14 protein-coding genes and 1 pseudogene are annotated in these 21,058 nt (G+C 63.3%); 5 read left to right on the forward strand and 10 right to left on the reverse strand.

All coding sequences use genetic code 11. The annotated features are described in order from the left end of the window. Window positions 1–128: 128 nt before the first annotated feature. The 5 genes from INQ47_RS15780 to gnd form a co-directional block, all read right to left on the reverse strand. Window positions 129–749 (reverse strand): TetR/AcrR family transcriptional regulator, encoded by a 621-nt coding sequence (locus INQ47_RS15780; protein WP_028697673.1) that lies wholly within the window; start codon window positions 747–749, stop codon window positions 129–131. Further along, window positions 749–1,105: a VOC family protein gene (locus INQ47_RS15785; protein ID WP_404702064.1), complete on the reverse strand. Its 357-nt coding sequence runs from the start codon at window positions 1,103–1,105 to the stop codon at window positions 749–751. The genes INQ47_RS15780 and INQ47_RS15785 overlap by 1 nt, the downstream gene beginning before the upstream one ends. A gap of 160 nt (window positions 1,106–1,265) precedes the next feature. After that, window positions 1,266–3,062, reverse strand: a complete 1,797-nt coding sequence (locus INQ47_RS15790; protein ID WP_404702065.1) for a glycoside hydrolase family 15 protein — start codon at window positions 3,060–3,062, stop codon at window positions 1,266–1,268. Between the two features lie 65 nt (window positions 3,063–3,127). Next, window positions 3,128–4,633 (reverse strand): glucose-6-phosphate dehydrogenase, encoded by a 1,506-nt coding sequence (gene zwf, locus INQ47_RS15795; protein WP_404702066.1) that lies wholly within the window; start codon window positions 4,631–4,633, stop codon window positions 3,128–3,130. Beyond that, window positions 4,630–5,613 (reverse strand): phosphogluconate dehydrogenase (NAD(+)-dependent, decarboxylating), encoded by a 984-nt coding sequence (gnd, locus tag INQ47_RS15800; protein WP_404702067.1) that lies wholly within the window; start codon window positions 5,611–5,613, stop codon window positions 4,630–4,632. The genes zwf and gnd overlap by 4 nt, the downstream gene beginning before the upstream one ends. Before the next feature lie 202 nt (window positions 5,614–5,815). Here gnd and INQ47_RS15805 point away from each other — a divergent pair, with 202 nt between their 5' ends. Further along, entirely contained in the window at window positions 5,816–5,983 is a 168-nt protein-coding gene (locus tag INQ47_RS15805) for a DUF6026 family protein (RefSeq protein ID WP_014860810.1), read from the forward strand. Between the two features lie 42 nt (window positions 5,984–6,025). Here INQ47_RS15805 and INQ47_RS15810 read toward each other — a convergent pair whose 3' ends face one another. From INQ47_RS15810 to INQ47_RS15830, 5 genes and pseudogenes are all read right to left on the reverse strand, one after another. Beyond that, window positions 6,026–6,283, reverse strand: a complete 258-nt coding sequence (locus INQ47_RS15810) for a PAAR domain-containing protein (protein ID WP_104961296.1) — start codon at window positions 6,281–6,283, stop codon at window positions 6,026–6,028. Between the two features lie 54 nt (window positions 6,284–6,337). Further along, window positions 6,338–7,300, reverse strand: a complete 963-nt coding sequence (locus INQ47_RS15815; protein WP_404702068.1) for a PoNi-like cognate immunity protein — start codon at window positions 7,298–7,300, stop codon at window positions 6,338–6,340. 15 nt (window positions 7,301–7,315) lie between these two features. Then, window positions 7,316–8,269: a PoNe immunity protein domain-containing protein gene (locus INQ47_RS15820; protein ID WP_404702069.1), complete on the reverse strand. Its 954-nt coding sequence runs from the start codon at window positions 8,267–8,269 to the stop codon at window positions 7,316–7,318. A gap of 10 nt (window positions 8,270–8,279) precedes the next feature. Beyond that, a complete protein-coding gene (locus INQ47_RS15825) occupies window positions 8,280–9,683 on the reverse strand; it encodes a hypothetical protein (protein ID WP_404702070.1) in 1,404 nt (467 codons plus the stop codon). Continuing rightward, window positions 9,680–11,994 (reverse strand): annotated as a pseudogene (locus INQ47_RS15830) (type VI secretion system Vgr family protein). The gene INQ47_RS15825 and the pseudogene INQ47_RS15830 overlap by 4 nt, the downstream one beginning before the upstream one ends. Before the next feature lie 896 nt (window positions 11,995–12,890). On the opposite strand from INQ47_RS15830, the gene glgA reads away from it, so the two are divergent. From glgA to INQ47_RS15850, 4 genes are read left to right on the forward strand one after another with little or no spacing between them, the layout of a single operon-like run. Beyond that, the gene (gene glgA, locus INQ47_RS15835; protein WP_209967069.1) at window positions 12,891–14,450 is read left to right on the forward strand and encodes a glycogen synthase GlgA; all 1,560 of its coding nucleotides are present in this window, start codon (window positions 12,891–12,893) and stop codon (window positions 14,448–14,450) included. A 14-nt stretch (window positions 14,451–14,464) separates the two neighbouring features. Then, on the forward strand, window positions 14,465–16,207 hold the full coding sequence (gene treZ, locus INQ47_RS15840; protein ID WP_404702071.1) for a malto-oligosyltrehalose trehalohydrolase: 1,743 nt from the start codon (window positions 14,465–14,467) through the stop codon (window positions 16,205–16,207). Further along, window positions 16,204–18,273: a 4-alpha-glucanotransferase gene (gene malQ, locus INQ47_RS15845; RefSeq protein WP_404702072.1), complete on the forward strand. Its 2,070-nt coding sequence runs from the start codon at window positions 16,204–16,206 to the stop codon at window positions 18,271–18,273. Before treZ ends, malQ begins: the two co-directional genes overlap by 4 nt. After that, window positions 18,270–21,044 (forward strand): malto-oligosyltrehalose synthase, encoded by a 2,775-nt coding sequence (locus INQ47_RS15850; RefSeq protein ID WP_404702073.1) that lies wholly within the window; start codon window positions 18,270–18,272, stop codon window positions 21,042–21,044. Before malQ ends, INQ47_RS15850 begins: the two co-directional genes overlap by 4 nt. The last annotated feature ends 14 nt before the right edge of the window (window positions 21,045–21,058 follow it).

Raw genomic sequence — 21,058 nt, forward strand, 5'->3', positions numbered from 1 at the left:
TAGGGGCTGCCATGCAGCCCTTCGCGGGCTTGCCCGCTCCCACAGGACTGCGCCGTTTCTGAGGACAGCGCAGAACCTGTGGGAGCGGGCAAGCCCGCGAAGGCCGTGCAGCGGCCTCCATCGCCGGTTCACGGCTCCAGCCCGATCCCCCGCAAGATCACGCTGGTCACCGTCTGCACCGCACTCTCGAACGCCATGTCCGACAGCATCTCGCCGCCGTTCAGCAACTGCACCTGGTAGCCGAAGTCAGCGTAATGCTGGGTCGAGGCCCAGATCATGTACAGCAGCGCCGACGGCTCCACCGGCAGGATGCGCCCCTCTTCCACCCAGCAGCGGATCTTGGCTTCTTTCATCTTCGCCCAGGGCACCAGGCTTTCGTCGAGGTTAACCCCCAGCACCGGCGCCCCATGCAGCATCTCTTCGGCCCAGATTTTCGAGCCCAGCGGCCGCGAGCGCGAATGGCCCATCTTCGCCCGGATGTAGCTGGTCAGCACCACACGCGGGTCGTCGAAGTTCTCGAAGCACAGGGCGTCCTGCTTCCACACATCCAGCAGGTCCTGCAGTACCGCGCGGAACAGCTCGTCCTTGGTGCTGAAGTAATAATGCAGGTTGGAGCGTGGCAACTCAGCCTGCTCGGCGATATCCCCCATGGAGGTGGCGCCATAGCCCTTCTCGGCAAACACCTTTTCCGCCGCTTGCAGGATTTTTTCGATATTGCGTCGGCGGATTTCGATCTTGTGATTGGCCATCAGGCCTGGGCCGTCCACACCGCCAGCTCATAACCGTCCGGGTCGATGAAATGAAAGCGCCGCCCGCCGGGAAAGGCAAAGATCGCCCGGCTGATTTTCGCCCCGGCGGCTTCGATCCGCTGCTGCGTGGCCTCCAGGTCGTCAGCGTACAAGATGACCAGCGGCCCACCCGGACGCACCGGCTCACCCGTGGTGAAGCCACCCGTCAACCGGCCATCACTGAACTCGGTGTAGGTAGGCCCGTAGTCGGTGAAGGCCCAACCAAACACGCTGCCATAGAAGGTCTTGCTCCGTGAAATGTCGCTGACATTGAACTCGATGTTGTCGATTTGCCGGTCAGTACCGCGAATGCCCATATGTGCTCCGTGCCGAAAGGGTGTTTGGCCTAGTCTACTCCGGTCGTTTCACAGTTTCACAGCTTCATATCAGGCGGCCTGAATCAACCGGCTTTGCCGGCGTTCGCGGGGAGTCCACACGTTTCAAGAATGTGAGCAAGGCACTGGTTGCACTCATTCGCTACCCACAACGCGCCCGGTCGCGTGCCGGGCACTGTGCGCGGTGCAGATTCAGCGCGGTGTTGATGATGCCTATCTGGCTGAAGGCCTGGGGGAAGTTGCCGAGCATGCGGCGGCCGGCCGGGTCGTACTGTTCGGCCAGCAGGCCGAGGTCGTTGCACAGCCCGGTCAGGTGTTGGTACAGCGCTTCGGCTTTGGCCTGGCGCCCCAGCAATACATAGACGTCAGCCAGCCAGAACGAACACACCAGGAACGTACCCTCGCCCGGCGTCAGGCCGTCGCTGCAGCTGTCACTGTCATAGCGCAGCAGCAGGCCGTTCTTCAGCAGGCGCTGTTCGATCTGCTCGAGCGTGCGCATGAAGCGTGGGTCATCCGCCGGCAGGAAGCCGGTCAGGGCGATCTGCAACAGGCTGGCGTCCATTTCGGTCGAACCATAGGCCTGGACAAAGAACCGGCCGCTGGCGTCCAGGCCGTGCTCGCACACGTCGCGGTGAATCTCGTCAGCCACCTGGCGATAATGCTGCCCGCGCTCGCGGCCTTCTTCCGTGGTGTCGGCCAGCCCTGCGGCGCGGTCGAAGGCGACCCAGGCCATCACCTTGGAGTGCACGAACTGCTGCCGGCCGCCACGCACTTCCCAGATGCCTTCGTCCGGCTCGCGCCAGATACCCTCGACATAAGGCAAGATCAAGCGCGAAATGGCGGCGCTGCGCGGGTGGCGGGGCAACCCGCCCTTGATCGCCTGGGTCATCGCATCGGCCAGTTCGCCATAGATGTCCAGCTGCGTCTGCGCCGAGGCCGCGTTGCCCACCCGCACCGGCTGTGAATGCTCATAACCGGCCAGCCACGGCAAGGTGTACTCCTGCAGGTCACGCTCGCCGGCCAGGCCATACATGATCTGCATCTGCTCGGGGTTGCCGGCCACCGAGCGCAGCAGCCACTCGCGCCAGGCCTGAGCCTCGTCGAAGTAGCCAAGGTTCATGAAGGCCAGCAGGGTCATGGTCGCGTCGCGCAGCCAACAGAAGCGGTAGTCCCAGTTGCGCTCGCCACCCACACGCTCGGGCAGCGAAGTGGTGACGGCAGCGACCATACCGCCGGTGGGGACGTAAGTCATGGCCTTGAGGGTGAGCAGCGAGCGGCGCACCAGGGCGGAATATGGCCCGACCTGCGGACAGCGGTCGGCGAAGGCCTGCCATTGCTCGCAGGTGTTTGCCAGGGCTTGGTCGATGTCACAGTCTGGCTGCACCGGCAAGTGCGAGGGCTGGTGACGCAGGCTGAAGACCTGGCGCTGGCCCGTGCTGACGCGAAAGCGGCAGCCGGTATGGTGGTCGCGGGCTTGCGGAGGCACGGTGCTGCACAGGATCAGCCGGTCAGGGCCGGCGACGGCGCTGAGGGTCAGTGGGTCGAGTCGTTCCACCCAGGGCACGCTGCGGCCGTAATCGAAGCGCATGACCAGGTCCATTTCGAAATGGGTTTCGCCAGACAAGCCTTCGACGATGCGCACCACCGAGTTGACCTCGCCCAAGGGCATGAAATCGAGCACCCGGGCACGACCGCTTGCGGTCACCCAGGTGGTTTCCAGCACCAGGGTGTCGCCCAGGTATTGGCGGCTGCTGTGCGCTACCGGGTCGCAAGGGGCAAGGCGCCAGCGGCCGTTTTCTTCGTTGCCCAGCAGGGCCGCGAACACGGCGGGGGCGTCGAAGCGTGGCAGGCACAGCCAGTCCAGCGAGCCATCGCGGCTGACCAGCGCCGCACTGCGGCAGTTGCCCAGCAGGGCGTAGTCTTCGATGTGGGCAGGCATTGGGTCTCCTTTGTGTGGTTGCCTGTGCTGGCCCGCGACAGGGCCGGCACAGGCTTGCAAACCTCTCACCCCAACCGGTGCCACTCCCGCTTGTCGCGGGACAGCAATTCATTGCCAGCCTCCGGCCCGTCTTCGCCAGCCGAATACTCATGCACTTCGCCGCCCTGGGCCCAGGCATCGAGAAACGGCTGCACCGCCCGCCAGCCGTTCTCGATGTTGTCTGCCCGCTGGAACAGGGTCTGGTCACCGGTCAGGCAGTCATAGATCAGCGTCTCGTAGCCAGTGGCCGGGGTCATCTTGAAGAAGTCCTTGTAGGCAAAGCCCAACTCGACATTCTCCATCACCAGTTCCGGCCCGGGCCGTTTGGCTTGCAGGTCGAACCACATGCCTTCATTGGGCTGGATCTGGATTTTCAGGTAATTGGGCTTGGGCCGCTCCAGCTCCGACTCGCGGAACTGCGCATACGGTGCGGGCTTGAAGCAGATGGCAATCTCGGTGTCACGCACACTCATGCGCTTGCCGGTGCGCAGGTAGAACGGCACGCCGGCCCAGCGCCAGTTGTCAATCATCACCTTCAGCGCCACGTAAGTCTCGGTCTGGCTGTCCGGCGCGACGTTGGGCTCCTGGCGGTAGCCTGGCAACGACTTGCGCCCCTGCTTGCCGGCGCTGTACTGGCCTCGCACGGAGTTTTTCAGGGCCATTTTTGTCGACCATGGGCGGATAGCGCCGACCACCTTGGCCTTTTCACCGCGCACCGCATCGGCGCCGAACGCGGCCGGCGGCTCCATCGCCACCATCGCCAGCAACTGGAACAGGTGGTTGGGCACCATGTCGCGCAGAGCGCCGGTGCTGTCATAGAACGCACCCCGAGTCTCGACACCGACAGTTTCCGCTGCGGTGATCTGCACGTGATCGATGTAGTGATTGTTCCAGAACGATTCGAACAGGCCGTTGGAAAAGCGGCTGACCAGAATGTTCTGCACCGTTTCCTTGCCCAGGTAATGGTCGATGCGATAGATCTGCCGCTCGCCCATCACCTTCAGCAGGCAGGCGTTGAGTGCCTCGGCGCTAGCCAGGTCGGTGCCGAACGGTTTTTCAACCACCACCCGACGAAAGCCGCCGGCCGACTCGTCCAACAGGCCTGCCTGCCCCAGGCGCTGCGCCACCTCGGGGAAGAAGCGCGGCGACGTGGCAAGATAGAAAATGGCATTTCCGTGGCTGGTCTTGTCGATGCGCCTGGCCAGGGCCTGGTAGGTGGCCGGATCGAGAAAGTCGCCCGTCTGGTAATCCAGACGCTTGGCCAAGCGGGCCCATAGCTTCTCGTCCAGGCACTTGGAGCTGCCCTCGCCGCCTTTGTCACGCTCGACCATGAAAGCGTGCAGCCGCGCGGCGAACGCTTCGGCGCTGGCCGGGTTATGGTCGACGCCGACGATGCGCAGGTTACGGTCCAATAAACCGTCGCGGCTAAGGTTGTACAGCGCTGGCATCAGCAGGCGCTTGACCAGGTCGCCATTGGCGCCGAACAGGAACAGGGTACAAGGGGGGGCGGCCGCAATGGTCTGTTTAGTCATTCGCCTTTCTTCTCGATGTGGCCACCGAAGCCCAGGCGCATGGCCGAGAGGATCTTGTCACCATAGGTGCCCTGTTGCTGGCGCGAACGGAAGCGCGCGAACAGGGCGCTGGACAACACTGGCACCGGCACCGCCTGCTCGACGGCGGCGTCGATGGTCCAACGGCCTTCGCCACTGTCGGACACCGAGCCACTGAATTGCGACAGCTGCGGGTCAGCCACCAGCGCATCGGCGGTGAGGTCGAGCAACCACGAGGTCACCACGCTGCCGCGTCGCCACACTTCGGCAATTTCGGCCACGTTCAGGTCGAAGCGCTGGTCTTCCGGCAGCTCGTTGCCGCCTTTGCTGCGCAGCAGGTCGAAGCCTTCGGCATAGGCCTGCATCAGGCCGTACTCGATGCCGTTATGCACCATTTTCACGTAGTGCCCGGCGCCGGGTGGGCCGGCGTGGATGTAGCCGTGCTCAGAGCGCTGGTGCTCGCCGTTGCGGCCATGGGTACGCGGGATGTCGCCCACGCCCGGCGCCAGCGCCTTGAACAGCGGTTCCAGGCGCTCGAACACGTCCTTTTCGCCGCCGATCATCATGCAGTAGCCGCGGTCAAGGCCCCACACGCCGCCGGAAGTCCCGACGTCCAGATAATGCAGGCCGCGCTTGGCCAGCTCTGCAGCGCGGCGCATGTCGTCCTTGTAGAAGGTGTTGCCGCCGTCGATGATCGCATCGCCCGGCTCCAGCAATTCGGCCAGCTGGGCGATGGTCTGCTCGGTGGGGTCGCCAGCCGGCAGCATCACCCATACCGCGCGCGGCGCTTTCAGCTTTTGCACCAGTGCTCCGAGGTCGTGCGCGCCCTGGGCGCCTTCGCCCTCAAGGACAGTGATGGCTTCACGGTTGCGGTCGTGCACCACGGTGCGGTGACCGGCGCGCATCAGGCGCCTTGCGATATTGCCGCCCATACGGCCCAGCCCGATGATTCCCAGTTGCATGAGCCAATGCTCCCTTTTCGAAATGGATGACGACAGTCCAGCTTTTCAGATTAGTCCAGCATGCCGCCCGAGGGTTCAGCGACGAACGGCAAGACCACGATAAACAAAAAAGTTCCCAAGGCCTGCGAAAGAATTCAAAATGCGCCCCGCGTGAAGCGTCTACGCTTTGACTTGTCACCAGCCAAAACCGCGAGGTGTGCTCATGGGTACTTTGATGCCAGCAACCCCACCCCAGACCCTCTATGTCTCCGTGCGCCGTGATGAGCTGCGTAAACTTAAAGACGAACGTGACCAGCTGCGTCAGCAGGTCGCCCAGTTGAACCTGCTGTTGGCGCAAGCGCGCACCGATGGCAAGGCCGTCAGCCTCTGATCTTGCCCATTCCCTGTGGGGGCTGAACCGCTCCCACTTCGCTTAATCGAGCAACCAACTTTTATCGCCATTTTCCAGGACGCCGCCATGACTGGTAGCATCGCCTACCCTAGCAAGCGGCTGTCCTTCATCCATCATCAGCGCCGAGCCGCTGGTGATCGCCGCCCCACAGCCGAGCCTGTCGCCAACCCTGGCGGCCGCTCTGCCGTTGACGAAGAACAGGCTGGAGCCGCTGCTGACGCTGGTGGGGCCGCACAATGGGCAATGGTGAGGGTGACCAAGCAGAACGATGGCAGGCATTGTCGCCACTCCTGAATCATGTAAAGCGCCACGCACTCATGCCGGCAGCGCCAATCAGAATGTCCTCGACAGCCGCCAGTGAACCACCTGGCCATCGATCTTGGGGAAGGGTGTCTGGTGCATGAACACCTGTTCACCCACACTGCGCTCGACGCAGGTGTAATGACCGGGCCATGGGCAAGGGGTGCCAGAAGGCCAGCCAGGAGCGTCCTCGCGCCTGGCGGTTTCCGGGTCGCGGAACTGTTTGCCCAGTCGTCGGTAATGCGCCCTTGCGATGAGTGCCTTTGGAAAAAAATGTGGGGCGCTCTCCAGAGCATCCCCTGGCACAGACCATAAAAACGCTACCAGCGCCGCTTCGAATGCCCAGTAGCCCAGGTGGTCACCCCGTGCCCGGGCATGGCGATCGTGCCAATAGCAGCCATGCGCCTTGGCATACCACTGTTCGAGATAGCGCAAGAGCGCTTCATGCTGCGCTTGGCCACGCAGGTCGAGGCTCTCCAGCAAGGCGGCGTAGGTCTCGGGGTGAAGCAGCGAGGTCCCCGGGTATGCCTTGCCCAGCCGCAGGAACAGGCGATGCAGCAGCAGGTCGGGGCTGCGCTCGTCGTCCTGGTTCAGCCAGCCCAGCACCTGGCCGACACGATCGGGGTAACCGCACAGCACGGCCAACGACAGCAGCCACAAAGCAACCCGGTATTCGTCCGCCACCCAGGGGCGCAGTTGCTCGCAGGTTGTCGGGTACGCCGTAAAATGCCGGGTGAACTGGGCGAACGCGTAATCAACATAGGCCTCCACCAGTTCCATCGGCTCGCCACCCGAGTAGCGCTGGATGACCAGCTCCAGTGCCATGTGCGCCCAGTCGCGACTGAGGCCACGGTAATGATGCTTGCGCTCGGCGGACTCGGCCAGCAATGCCTGGGTATCAGGGTCGGCAAACTCCTGCTCTTTTTCACGGGTCGAGGCGTGGTAATGCTGCTCGACCATCCACGGGTCGCGCTTGATGCTGTCGAACGGGTCCATAGGCCCTCCCGCACGCTATAAGCCTTTCACCAAGCGCCAAACCACGGAGCGCCCATTTTCGCTCGGCATTTCTACGCCTTGCATGAATGTCTGAGGCCCTACAGCCCATTCATCACACACCCACACTCCCGTGCGCGGGCAAATTTCACCCGACTTGGCAAGTGCATCCGAATACGGCGCACTTTGCAGGTGTTCTGGGAAGCTTTTGATCACTTGACGCTTGCGAGCATCGTCTACCAAATCCTTCGGGTAAAAAGGAAGGTCTCTGTAGGGTGCATCGTCGACGCCCCACAGCACAGTGACCAATCCTGCCTCAAATGCCCAGTAGCCAAAGAAACCCGCATCGCTTCGTGCTTTGTGCCGATCATGCCAATAACAGTTGCGCATGCCTCGATACCACTGCTTCAGGTAACTACGCATTGACTGTTGCTGCTCATCCTTCTCAGTATTTAAAGCATTGAGCAATTCATGATAAGGGCGCTCATGAATCAATGTGCTCCCAGGGATAGTCACCCCAACACGAGAAAACAGTTGTCGCAACAAGATGTCTTCACCGTCATCAGGATCTTTACTTAAATAGCCTAAAATTTGCGTGATGCGCCCGGGCATATTCAACAGCACTGCCAAAGACAAAAGCCAAAGAGCAAACTGGTATGCGTCGGGCTCCCATAGTTTCAGCGAGAAGCTCGGATAGGCCTGTTTATGACGCTGAAACTGAGAAAACACGTGCTCAGCATAGGGCCGGAGGGTCTCTAATGGCTCGCCTCCTGAATACAACTCAATCAATAGCTCAAGTGATTGATAGCACCACCCCCAACTTAATCCCTCCACATTAACATAATCTGGCCAAGACTTAGCCCAAAACTCTTCAGCGCTCCGCTCAAAATATTTCTCCTTCAGATAAGACACATCATCCACATAAAACTTCTCTTGCAGGAGCGGCTCTCTTTTAACCCGATCAAAATGCACCTGACACCTCCTATCGAACAGTATCAACAATGGCTCTAGCATTACCGTCGAGCTTAGTCACACTCGATACGACCCCGTTTTCGTTTACAACTATTAGCCACCGCTCGTACCCCGCCTCTCGAATCGCATCTCCCTCCTTACGCCCCAACGCGCTTTGTAATCTGGGGCCAATCCACGCATCACTCATCTGCCTGGCACTCGGATACCCCTCACTCCCCTTCGTAACCGGCAAACTACCCGGCGAAAACACGCCCCCCGTTCGATACTTGGTCTCGGTAATAATGAACGGCGGTGGCGGATGGGCATTACGATAGACGCCATCCAGCCCACGCCCGGTGGGTTTCATTTCCAGGCTGCGAGGCCCACGCGCGGCGGACAACAGGTTTTCATGACCCTTGCCGAGCATGTACTGATCACTAACCACCTCCCCATAAATACCCTTCTGCGCCCGGGTCGCCGTCGCGTGATCGAACACGTGCACATTGGCACCCTGCGCAGCGACTGTCGGCGACGTGGGCACGGGCGGGCCGAGCACATCTTCGGGGCGCTCAAGGTAACGCGGGCGCATGCCGATGCCAGAGGTCACCCGCCCACCACTCATGGCCATGGGCACCGGCTTTTGCGCATGCACCCCGGCTTGCGCAACCTGCGCGGGCAGGTCGCTGGCCTGCTCCAGCACCTTGGCCAGCCTGGCATCGAGCTGCATCAGCGCATGCGGGATTTCCCGCAAGGCATGCACCTGCACGGCGTAGAACTGCGCTTCCATGGCCTGCAACCGCACCAACAGGTGCGAGGCCGCCTGGTTGAACGGCCAGTTGCCCAGGTAGCTGCGAAGCTTTGCCGTTGCCGCGAGAACCTTGGTCAAAAACAGGTTCAGGTAGGCCAGCAAGTCCTTTTCATAGCTCGCGAACCTGACCTGGTGCAGCCAGAACTCCACGCTGCCGCGGGTGAACTTGCCGAGAAACGCAACCACTGTCTGCAGGATGACCTGATTTTCACGTATCAACAGCAAGCACAAACCACGCAAGAACGCTGCTGCTTCCTGCCCAACCAGTGCTCCTGCCACCGAGCCCACGGGCGTGCCCACAGCCCCCGCCACAGCACCGATGATCGGCGCGATCAAGGTCATCAGGCAGGCCACCAGCAACACCCACTCTTGCCATTCTGGCGGCTGCGGCGTTGCCTGGCTGCCGTCCGCCGCGTAGCGCTTGCCCAGGCGCAGGCACACCGCAGCCAGGTCGCGGGCACTGAGCACGATCACGACCCCAGGCACCAACGACAGCAGCATGTCGGCGATGACCACGCTCAGTGGCCGCTCCTCGGCAAACTCGCCAAGCACCAGGTCACGCAGCCAGCCAAAGCCGTCGGCCACTTTTTCCACTGCTTCATCCAGCCAGTCAGCTGTCGAACTCATGGCTGGCCACCTGCCGAGGTGCAGCCGGCAAGCAATGCCTGCAAGGCAGTATCCAGCTCGGTTGCGGTCGTCAGCTGCAGCGGGCCTGGGCCAACTTCGTAGCGCACCTGGGCGCTGCAACCGGGGGTAACGCCAGCCAGGCGGGCATAGCCGTTCTGGTCGACCACACCCTGGCGCTGGGTGCCATCGGACAACGTTGCCACGTAGGCCGTGCCCGCAATCGGCGTACCGTCGGCATGCACCAGGCGAAACTCGATTTCGTCCTGCTCAGGTGCAGGCGGTACTCCGTAACGTGCAGGCGCCTTGACCTGGGCGATGGCGTGTAACAGCAGTGGTTCGGGGCAACCGATTTCGATGCGGCCATCGCTCAGCTTGATAAAGGCCCCGCCGCAGCTCAGGGTCAGCGACGTTCGGCTGTCGATATGCACGTGGCCGTGATGACTGGTGATCGACACATCCTCATCGGCGTCGACCCGCAGTTGCCCGCCGACCTGCACGCGCTTGTCCAGCGCGACCTGCTCGGTGGCCTCAAGGCCGACCATTACACTTAGCCCCCCGCCAACGGCCAGCGACTTGCCCAGGCCAATGCTTTCGACTTTGCCAAGGGCGACCGTTTCGCGCTTGCTGGCGCCAACCGTGACGCTGCGGTTGCCACCTATGTCCACCACTTCGTCATGCTCGACGCGTTCGCTACGGTCATTGCCAATGAGCGTGGTTTCGTTGTGTTTCACAACATTGTTCTGGTCGCGCTCGGCATGAATGAACACTTCCTGCCGCCCGAGCTCGTCTTCGAAGCGCAACTCGTTGAAGCCATCGCCTTTATGGGTCTGGCTCTTGATGGTCATGCGGGTCTTGTGATCCGGAAGGTCGTACGGCGGCAGCTGGTCACCGCAATAGGTGCGCCCGGTGATCATCGGCTGGTCGGGGTCGCCATTGACGTACTGGACAATCACATCCTGGCCGATACGCGGGATGGCCATCGAACCCCAGCTGCCACCGGCCCAGCCTTGCGACACCCGTACCCAGCAGGAACTGAACTCGTTGCTCTTGCTCTCCCGGTCCCACGGGAAGCTGACCTTGACCCGCCCCCATTCGTCGCAATAGATCTCCTCACCAGGCGGGCCGACCACGGTAGCCATGTGTGGGCCATCAATGCGCGGCTTGGCCATGGGGGCCGGGCGCCACTCGGCCATGCCCTGCACCAGCAGCGCATCGTTCACGTAGCGGGTGCTTTGTTCAGCGCCAGCAGCTTCTTCCTGCAGGCTGGTGAGCTGGGTACCTTCGTGACTCAGGCTGATCACGCGCCAGTGAACATTGAGGTCTTCCCGCGGGTGTCCGATGAGGGTGAAGCTCAGACCTGTCTGCAGGCGCACGTCGTCGCCCTGCACTTCGGCCAGGCATGCGTCGTGGCGCAGCGCCGTCAGCCGTGTTTCAGTGAAGGGCTTGCCCACCGCATCGCGCTTGTAGCGCCCCGGGTAATCAAAGCGCTCGTAGTCCAGTGACTGGTGCGTGACGCCACTGGTCTGGGCCTTGTGCTCCTGCCGGTAGGCCGGGTTGGTGAAGGTGTAGTCGCGCTGCACTTGCCGCGCAGTACGTACCTGCTCGCAATAGCGCAAGCGCCGCAGGCAGGCGCGGGCCTGGTCGCCACCACTGCTGGCGTGGTACAGCACCTTGTCGGGGCCGACATCATCCTCATCCAGCCAAAGCGCCTCGTCTTCCCCTACCTTGAGCGCGCCCCGGCTGAGCAGCCCAAACGACAGCAAACGGTCGGTAACGATCAGCGTGTGCTGCCGGGCGCAGTGTTCGAAGCGGTAGACGAACCCCTCTTCAGCGGCAAGGCGATGGATGAAGTCGAGGTCGGTTTCACCCGCCTGGACACAGAACTCCCGCACCTGGTGCTGCGCGCTGCTTTCAGCTCAAAGCGGGTGATGCCCTGACGCTTGAACATGAGTTCAAGAATCTGCGGCACGGTTTTGTGCTGAAAGATCCGCCAGTTCGAACGCAACCGCGCGCGGGCCAGCTGCGGCTCGACCACGGCGTGGTAGCGCGTGCGACAAAAGCCGGTTTCGCCCTGGCTGAAGGCACTGACCAAGCCATGCACATGACGCAGTGGCCGGTCTGCGCAATAAAGGGTGAATAGCGCAGGCTTGTCGAGGACGTGACCGAAGTCGATATCACTTTCGTAGCTGACAAGTTCCAGGTTCAGCACAAATGGCTGGTTGAGGGCTTCATTTAGCTTGAATGAAACCACTTCGAATTCCGTGCGCCCGGCGAGTGCCTGAAAACTGAAGCGAAAGTCAGACTGTTTCATGAGTTGCTCTACCCGCCATCATGTTTATCGGCGAAAAAACAACCACACCCTGGTTTTCTTCAAGATGAGAATGTCGAACGAAATTGGCCTGCCACCAAGGTGCAAGCCCGCTAAATGCTTGGCATTGCGGGCTTCACTCCATGATGGCGATCAGGATGAGGCAGTGGATTGAGGAGCAACCTAAACCGTATCACCACGATAAGACAGGAACGGTGGGTTTAATATAAATGGAGATTCCGCAGGCAATTTCCTACAGCATAAACTTACAACTTTTTATCATGCGGTCCGTTTGCCTGACTGCCGACCCTGTAACTCAGATAATTATTCGAGCCAAACTTTTTTAACCGCTTGGATACTCGCCCCTGTGCAGGGCGTCGCACCGATATAGGACTGGGCACATCCGAACATGCACCCGCAGCCCCATTTGGCGGTACAAGCACGCACCAAAATAGTGCGCAACCGTCATGAATGGGGCATACCGTTCGCCCCTCACTCTCTTCGCCAGCCATGCGTTCACATCCGCTTCCATACGCCAACGTTTGCGTCTATTCCGCAGCATCTCAATGGTGACCAGTGGGTCACCTTTTTATCTATTTCTCTCCTACACTCAGGTTTCGGCCCGCCATTTGCTCAATGGAAGAGTGACGAAAAAAGTCGAACTTTACGGAAAGCGGGCAGGTCAGGAACTAAGTGGGCCAAACGCAAAGGGACTTCCCAGCCACGGCCACCAACCCAACAGCCCAATCGCTTTCGGCCGGAACGCCGATCGCGCCGTGCGTGCGCGCACGACACTGGGGCATGGAACGCACTACGCAGCATTCAGCAAGCAGAGAGAACCAGCACGAAACATCGCCACGGGTGCCAGCACCCGACCAAGCATAGGGACGGAGAGAAGTATGATCAGTGCCGCTGTCGAGCCTCACGTAGACGCTTTCAAACCGGATAACCGCGAGCCGCTCACCCCGGATTTCGCCACGACAGGCAAGGCACCGGGCGCCCAGCGCCAGCACAACCCGAACATGCGCAAGATTCTGTTCGTGACTTCGGAAATCGCCGACCTGGTGAAAACCGGCGGCCTGGGTGACGTGTCCGCTGCCCTGCCCCGTGCCCTGGCGCACCTGCACGATGTGCGGGTACTTATCCCCGGCTACCGCCAGGTAATGGAAAGCGACAACCCGATACATATCGTGGGTGAGCTGGGCGGCCATGCGGCCCTGCCGCCATGCAAGATCGGCCGCATGGACATGGCCGACGGCCTGGTCATCTATGTGTTGATCTGCCCCGAACTGTACCAGCGCGACGGCACACCCTATGGTGCCAACAATGGCCGCGACTGGCCCGACAACCACATCCGCTTTGCCCGCCTGGGCCTGGCTGCTGCCGAAATCGCTGCTGGCGAAGGCAAGATCCACTGGACGCCGGAAGTGGTGCACGCGCATGACTGGCCCGCCGGCCTGGCCCCGGCCTACATGCACTGGCGCGGCCTGAATACGCCCACGTTGTTCACCATCCACAACCTGGCGTACCAAGGTGTGTACAGCCGCGGCTGCAGCCCGGAGCTGGCGATACCCGAACATGCCATGCAGCAGGAAGGCATGGAGTTCTACGGCAAGCTGTCGTTCCTCAAGGCCGGGCTGGCCTACTCCAGCCACATCACCACAGTCAGCGCCACCTACGCCCGGGAAATCACCACCCCGGAATTCGGTTGCGGCCTGGACGGCTTCCTCGCCAGCAAGGCCCAGCAAGGCCTGCTCGGTGGCATCCCCAACGGCATCGACGAAAGCTGGGACTCGGCCACCGACAAGCACCTGCAGCACAACTTCAGCATCAACGACTGGGAGGGCAAAGCGCGCAACACCCAGGAGGTACGTGAGCTGTTCGGCCTGGAGGATTCCGAAGGCCCGTTATTCGCCGTGGTGTCGCGGCTGGTCTATCAAAAGGGCCTGGACCTGACCCTGGGCGTGGCCGACTACATCGTCGAGCAGGGCGGGCAGATTGCGATCATCGGCCGCGGCGAACCGGAAGAGGAACAGGCCATGCGCGAGCTGGCGCTGCGTCACCCGGGCCGCATCGGTGTGCGTATCGGCTTCAATGAAACCGATGCCCGGCGCATGTTCGCCGGCAGCGATTTCCTGCTGATGCCGTCGCGCTACGAGCCGTGCGGCCTCAGCCAGATGTACGCGCAACGCTTCGGCTCGCTGCCGGTGGCACGCAATACCGGCGGCCTGGCCGACACCATCGAGTGCGGCGTAACAGGCTTCCTGTTCAACGAGTCTACCGTCGAGAGCTACCGCCAGGCACTCAGCCGCGCCTTTTATGTATATGGCAAGAAGGACCTGCTGAACGCCATGCGCTGCCTGTCGATGACCCAGCCGTTCAACTGGTGCCAGGCGGTTGAACCCTACGCCCGCCTGTACGAGGACCTGGTCAAGCAGGCACAGCTGAGCCACTACTGAGCGGGGGTCAGAAGATGCACAGACATGGCGCACACTTGCTGGACGCCACGTCGGCGCGCTTCGCCCTCTGGGCGCCGGATGCGCGCAGCGTGAGCGTGGAACTGGAGCGGCAGCCGGCCATCGAATTGCTGCCGGATGATGAGGGCTGGTACAGCGGCGTGGCGCCATGCCAGGCCGGTGACCGTTACCACTACCGTATCGACGGTGAGCTGCAGGTGGCCGACCCGGCCTCGCGCTACCAACCCGACGGCGTACACGGGCCGAGCCAGGTCGTGGATGTGGCCGGTTATGCCTGGCAGCACCCGTGGCAAGGCCGGCCTTGGCATGAGGCCGTGATCCAGGAGGTGCATGTTGGCCTGCTCGGGGGTTACGCCGGGGTTGCCAGGCAATTGCCGCGCCTGGCCGAACTGGGCATCAGCGCGATCGAATTGATGCCGCTGGGGCAGTTCCCTGGCGAACGCAACTGGGGCTACGACGGCGTACTGCCTTACGCCCCACAGAACACCTACGGCAGCCCCGAGCAACTGTGCGCACTGGTCGACCAGGCCCACAGCCACGGGCTGATGGTGCTGGTCGATGTGGTGTACAACCACTTCGGCCCCGACGGCAATTACCTGCACCAGTACGCTAGCCCGTTCTTCCGTGAAGACCGGCAGACACCCTGGGGCGCGGCCATCGACTTTCGCCGCCCGCAGGTGCGCGAGTACTTTATCCAGAACGCCCTGATGTGGCTGTGCGACTACCGCTGCGACGGCCTGCGCCTGGATGCCGTGCATGCCATCGACCAGCCCGATTTTTTGATCGAGCTGGCCCAACGGGTGCGCGCCGCCATAGAACCGGGCCGGCACGTGTGGCTGGTGCTGGAGAACGAGCACAACCAGGCGGAGCTGCTGGAACAGGGTTACGACGCCCAGTGGAACGATGACGGCCACAATGCCCTGCACGTGCTGCTGACTGGTGAAACCGAAGGCTACTATGCCGACTACCGGCATCGCCCCATCGACCAACTGGCACGGTGCCTTGGCGAAGGTTTCGTGTTCCAGGGCCAGGCCAACCGGCATGGCAAACCACGCGGTGAACCCAGCGGGCATTTACCGCCCAGCGCCTTCGTGTTGTTCCTGCAGAACCACGACCAGATCGGCAACCGCGCCCTGGGTGAGCGCCTGACCCGCCTGTGCCCCGCGCCAGCCTTGCGTGCAGCCACCGGCCTGTTGCTGCTGGCACCGATGATCCCGCTGTTGTTCATGGGCGACGAAGCCGGCAGTTGCCAGCCGTTCCTGTTTTTTACCGACTTCCATGACGCGCTGGCCGACGCGGTACGCGAAGGCCGTCGTGGCGAATTCGCCCACTTCAGCGCGTTCGCCGACCCCAAGCAGCGTGAGCACATTCCCGACCCCAACGCCGAACAGACGTTCGCCTCTTCACGCCCGCAGAACAAGGCGGTGATCGCCGGCTGGCATGGCCTTTACCAGCAACTGCTCGACCTGCGCCGCCGCCATGTCATCCCGCACTTGCCCGGCAGCCGTGCCCTCGGCGCCGAGGTGCACGCTGACAAAGCGCTGACCGCGCGCTGGCGGCTGGGCAATGGCAACACGCTGCGCATCGACCTGAACCTGGCCGGCACCCCGCAGGCGGTCGAACTGCCCGCGCCATCCACTCGGCTGTTCGACAGCAGCGACACCCGCCATCCGGATACCCACCTGGCTGCGTACAGCTGCGTGGTCAGCCTGCTTCCCCCTGCCCAGGAGCGCCCATGAGCGAAACTGCCCTGCATCGTCTGGCAACCAGCGTCGGGCTGAACCGCGACTGGATTGACGCCAATGCCAGGCCCCAGCGTGTCAGCGACGACGTGCTGCGCAACATCCTTGAAGGCCTTGGCCATCCGGCCGGCGATGACGCGGCCGTTGCCGCCAGCCTGCGTGCGGTGGAAACCGCCGAAGACAGCGAACACCTGCCGCCCTTGCTGACCGCCGACCTAGGCCAGCCGCTAGCGCTGTCGCGCTACTTCAGTGCCGCCAGCGTGGCCCACTGCACCCTGGAAGATCACACCTCGGTCACCCTCAGCCTCGATGACCAGGCGCGCCTGCCCGGCGAGCTGCCCATCGGCTATCACCAGGTGGAAATCGACAGCCGCCGCTTCACCGTAGCGGTGGCGCCAACACGCTGCCACAGCCTGGAAGACAAGGTGCAACAGCCGCCACCACGCTGCTGGGGCCTGGCAGTGCAGCTGTACAGCCTGCGCCGCCCCGGCGACGGTGGCTTCGGCGACTGCCTGGCGCTGGAGCAGTTGGCCCGCTCGGCCGCCGAGCGCGGCGCCGATGCCTTGGCTATCAGCCCGATTCACGCCCTGTCGGCCATCGACCAGGAACACTACAGCCCCTACTCACCTTCCAGTCGCCTGCTGCTCAACACCCTGTACACCAGCCCTGCGGCCCTGCTGGGTGAACGGGAGGTGCGCATGGCGATCGAAGCGTGCGGGCTGGAGCAACAGCTCGAAGAGCTCGAGCAACGCCCTCTGGTCGACTGGCCACGCGCCGCCAGCGCCCGGCTGCGTTTGCTTGAAGCGCTTTACCAGGGTTTCAGCCAAGGCGACCACCCGCTACGCACAGACTTTGACAGCTTCCGCGAAGCCGGCGGCCAGACGCTGGAGCACCACTGCCGCTTCGAGGTGCTGCAGGCCCAGGCGGTGGAGCACGGCCTCGGTGCCGACTGGCGCAACTGGCCCAAAGCCTGGCACGACCCCTACCACCCGGAAGTGGAGGCTTTAGCCAACGCCTACCCGGCCAAGGTCGAGTTCCACGCCTTCTGCCAGTGGCTGACCGAACGTGGCCTGCAACGTGCCCAGGAAGCGGCCCGCAGCAATGGCATGGTCGTGGGCCTGATCGCCGACCTGGCGGTGGGTGCCGACGGTGCCGGCAGCCAGGCCTGGAGCCGCCAGGACGAACTGCTGGCCGGCCTGAGCGTGGGTGCGCCGCCCGACATCCTCAACCACATCGGCCAGGATTGGGGTATTTGCGCCTTCTCGCCCGAGGGCCTCAAGCGCAATGGCTATCGCGCCTTCATCGAAATGCTGCGGGCCAACCTCGCCCACGCTGGCGGCCTGCGCATCGACCATGTGATGGGCCTGCGCCGGCTATGGCTGATCCCGCAAGGGGCCAAACCCAGCGAAGGCGCCTACCTCGACTACCCGCTAGACGACCTGCTGCGCCTGCTGGCGCTGGAGTCGGTGCGTCACCAGGCGATCATCCTTGGCGAAGACCTGGGCACCGTGCCCGACAGCCTGCGCGAAAAGCTGGCCGAAAAGGCCGTGCTGGGCATGCGCGTGCTGCCGTTCGAGCAAACCCAGCCGGGCCAGTTCAAGCCGATTCTCGACTGGCCCGACAATGCCTTGGCCACAACCGGCACCCACGACCTGGCGCCACTGGCCGGCTGGCTGGCAAACCGCGACATCGACTGGAGACACCGTTTGCAACTGATCGACGCCGCTACCGAGTTGCACTGGCGACACGAGCGTCAGAAAGAACGCGACGGCCTGCGCCGCATCCTGGAAGCCAACTACGGCGAACTGAAGGACAATGACGCGCTGATCGATGCGGCCATCCGCTTCGTTGGCCATACCCGTGCGCCGCTGGTGCTGGTGCCGTTGGAAGACCTGCTGGGCTGCGACGAGCAACCCAATTTGCCGGGCACCACCAACGGCCATCCCAACTGGCGGCGGCGGTTTGCCCGTCCGGTTCGCGAACTGCTCGACGACGAGGACGCCGCACGGCGCCTGGAGCTGCTGGCCCAGGCCCGCGAACAGGCGTGGGAGCGTGACCGATGAAGCCACTGACCGCTACCCTGCGCCTGCAATTTCACAGCGACTTCACCCTCGACCACGCTGTGCCGCTGGTGCCGTATTTCGCCCAGCTGGGCATCAGCCACCTGTATGCCTCGCCCATCCTCAAGGCCCGCGCAGGCTCGCGCCATGGCTACGACGTGGTCGATCCTACCTGCGTCAACCCGGAGCTGGGCGGCGAGGCCGCGCTGGAGCGCCTGGTCGCCGCCCTGCGCCAGCATGGCATGGGGCTGATCCTCGACACGGTGTCCAACCACATGGCCGTGGGCGGTGCCGACAACCCCTGGTGGCAAAGCCTGCTGGCCTGGGGACGGCGCAGCCCGTATGCAGAGTTCTTCGACATCCAGTGGCACTCCAGCGACCCACTGCTGGCCGGGCAACTGCTGTTGCCGTTCCTCGGCAGCGACTACGGCGTGGCGCTCAGGAATGGCGAGATACCGCTGCAGTTCGACAATCAGCAGGGGCAGCTGCAAGTGGCCCATTACGCGCATCGTTTCCCGATCTGTCCGGTCGATTACGGCTGGATTCTCGCGCTCAGCCCGGAGCCTGCGCTAAAGGTTCTGGCCGAACGCTTCACCGCATTGGGCGACTCAGCCACCCCGCTGGCCGACAGCCTGCCGCTGCAAGCCGAACTGGCACGCCTGGTGCGCGAAGGTGCCGACCTCGAATCGGCCCTGGTGGCCTTCGACAGCCGCAGCGAGGCCGGTTTCAAGCGCCTGCACCTGTTGCTGGAGCGCCAGACCTACCGCCTGGCCAGCTGGCGCACCGCCGCCGACGACATCAACTGGCGGCGCTTCTTCGACATCAACGAGCTGGGCGGCCTGCGGGTGGAGCGCGCCGCGGTGTTCGAAGCCACCCATGCCAAACTGTTCGAACTGATCGAACGCGGTTTGGTGGACGGCCTGCGCATCGACCATATCGACGGCCTTGCCGACCCGCGTGGCTACTGCCGCAAACTGCGCCGGCGGGTTGATGGCCTGCTGGCGCGGCGGCCGCTGAATGCAGGGCTGGAGCACTTCCCCCTGTACGTGGAAAAGATCCTGGGTGCCGACGAGCACCTGCACCGCGACTGGCTTACCGACGGCACCACCGGCTACGAGTTCATGAACCAGGTGTCGCTGCTGCAGCATGATCCGGCCGGCGAAGCGCCGCTGAGCGAACTGTGGAGCAACGTCAGCGAGCGCCCGGACTTCCCCGAAGAAGTGCGCCAGGCCCGCCACCTGGTGCTTAACGCCAGCCTGGCCGGTGACTGCGAATCGGTGGCCCAGGCACTGTTGCAGGTGGCGCGCAACGACCTGATGACCCGTGACCTGACCTTGGGCGCGATTCGCCGGGCCTTGCAGGCATTGGTAGCGCATTACCCGGTGTACCGCACCTACTTCAATGCCTGCGGGCGCCCGGCGCAGGACGAAGGGTTCTTCCAGCGGGCGCTGACCAACGCCCGCCAAGACCTTGCCGAAGCTGACTGGCCGCTACTGGACCAACTTGAGCGGTGGCTGGGCGGGCAAGCCTGGCGGCACCTGCCACCGGGGCGTGCCCGCAAGCAACTGCGCCACGCCTGCGTGCGCTTCCAGCAGTTGACTGCGCCCAGCGCCGCCAAAGCCGTGGAAGACACCGCCTTCTACCGCAGCGCCAGGCTGCTGTCGCGTAACGACGTGGGCTTCGAGGCCGAGCGCTTCAGTGCACCGCCCATGCATTTCCACAACGAGGCCCAGCGGCGCCTGCGCGATTTCCCCGACAACCTGCTGACCACCGCCACCCACGACCACAAACGCGGCGAAGACACACGTGCACGCCTGGCCGTACTCAGCGAGCGCGGCACGTGGCTGGCCAGCCGGGTGGAGCATTGGCGGGAGTTGGCCGCCCCCCTGCGCGCGCAGTTGGACGACGGGCCCGCGCCCAGCCCCGGCGACGAGTTGATGCTGCTACAAACCCTGCTCGGCAGTTGGCCCTTGGACCTCGACCTGCACGACGACAACGCCCTGCGTCACTACGCCGAGCGCATTCGCCAGTGGCAGCAGAAGGCCCTGCGCGAGGCCAAGTTGCGCAGTAGCTGGAGCGTGCCGAACGAGGCCTACGAGGGCGCCTGTGCCCGTTACCTCGACGGCCTGCTGCTGGACAGCGAAAACCAGCAACTGCGCAAGTCACTGGCCGACGCGGCGCAGCTGCTGGCCTGCCCCGGCGCACTCAATGGTCTGGTCCAGGCCTTGTTGCGCATGACCACACCCGGTGTGCCCGACCTGTACCAGGGTAACGAATACTGGGACTTCAGCCTGGTCGACCCGGACAACCGCCGCGCCGTGGACTACGCTTTGAGGCGTCGCACGCTGGACGACGCCACGCCGGCCGCCGAGCTGTTGGCCCACTGGCAAGACGGCCGCGTCAAACAGGCCTTGATCGCGCGGCTGCTGGACTGCCGCCAGGCCCATGCCGAGCTGTTCCGCCGCGGTGCCTACCTGCCACTGACCGTACAGGGCCGCCATGCTGACAAGGTCATTGCCTTTGCTCGCCAGGGGGAAGGCGAGCACGCCATCGTCGTCGCCCCGCGCCTGGCCAGCAGCCTGCTCGGAGGAGCCACTACACCGTTGATCCCGGCACAGAACTGGGACGACACCCGGCTGGTATTGCCGTTTGCCTTGTCACCTGCCAACTCGACGGGACTTTTCTCCAGTGCGGCGGTCAGCTCTTCAAAGGAGTTGCTGTTGAGCGCCGTGCTGGCGGAGTTTCCGGTCAACGTGTTGATACAACAATCTTGAGCATCAGGAGCGTC

This window comes from Pseudomonas sp. 3HC3, from assembly GCF_044904505.1.
Classification (GTDB): Bacteria; Pseudomonadota; Gammaproteobacteria; order Pseudomonadales; family Pseudomonadaceae; genus Aquipseudomonas; species Aquipseudomonas putida_Y.

What these genes read in the sequence shown, in the direction of transcription:
- INQ47_RS15785 (WP_404702064.1), bottom strand. Translation starts at nt 1,105, where the DNA reads ATGGGCATTCGCGGTACTGACCGGCAAATCGACAACATCGAGTTCAAT.
- treZ (WP_404702071.1), top strand. Translation starts at nt 14,465, where the DNA reads ATGCACAGACATGGCGCACACTTGCTGGACGCCACGTCGGCGCGCTTC.
- INQ47_RS15810 (WP_104961296.1), bottom strand. Translation starts at nt 6,283, where the DNA reads ATGCCTGCCATCGTTCTGCTTGGTCACCCTCACCATTGCCCATTGTGC.
- glgA (WP_209967069.1), top strand. Translation starts at nt 12,891, where the DNA reads ATGATCAGTGCCGCTGTCGAGCCTCACGTAGACGCTTTCAAACCGGAT.
- INQ47_RS15815 (WP_404702068.1), bottom strand. Translation starts at nt 7,300, where the DNA reads ATGGACCCGTTCGACAGCATCAAGCGCGACCCGTGGATGGTCGAGCAG.
- zwf (WP_404702066.1), bottom strand. Translation starts at nt 4,633, where the DNA reads ATGACTAAACAGACCATTGCGGCCGCCCCCCCTTGTACCCTGTTCCTG.
- INQ47_RS15825 (WP_404702070.1), bottom strand. Translation starts at nt 9,683, where the DNA reads ATGAGTTCGACAGCTGACTGGCTGGATGAAGCAGTGGAAAAAGTGGCC.
- INQ47_RS15780 (WP_028697673.1), bottom strand. Translation starts at nt 749, where the DNA reads ATGGCCAATCACAAGATCGAAATCCGCCGACGCAATATCGAAAAAATC.
- INQ47_RS15850 (WP_404702073.1), top strand. Translation starts at nt 18,270, where the DNA reads ATGAAGCCACTGACCGCTACCCTGCGCCTGCAATTTCACAGCGACTTC.
- malQ (WP_404702072.1), top strand. Translation starts at nt 16,204, where the DNA reads ATGAGCGAAACTGCCCTGCATCGTCTGGCAACCAGCGTCGGGCTGAAC.
- gnd (WP_404702067.1), bottom strand. Translation starts at nt 5,613, where the DNA reads ATGCAACTGGGAATCATCGGGCTGGGCCGTATGGGCGGCAATATCGCA.
- INQ47_RS15805 (WP_014860810.1), top strand. Translation starts at nt 5,816, where the DNA reads ATGGGTACTTTGATGCCAGCAACCCCACCCCAGACCCTCTATGTCTCC.
- INQ47_RS15790 (WP_404702065.1), bottom strand. Translation starts at nt 3,062, where the DNA reads ATGCCTGCCCACATCGAAGACTACGCCCTGCTGGGCAACTGCCGCAGT.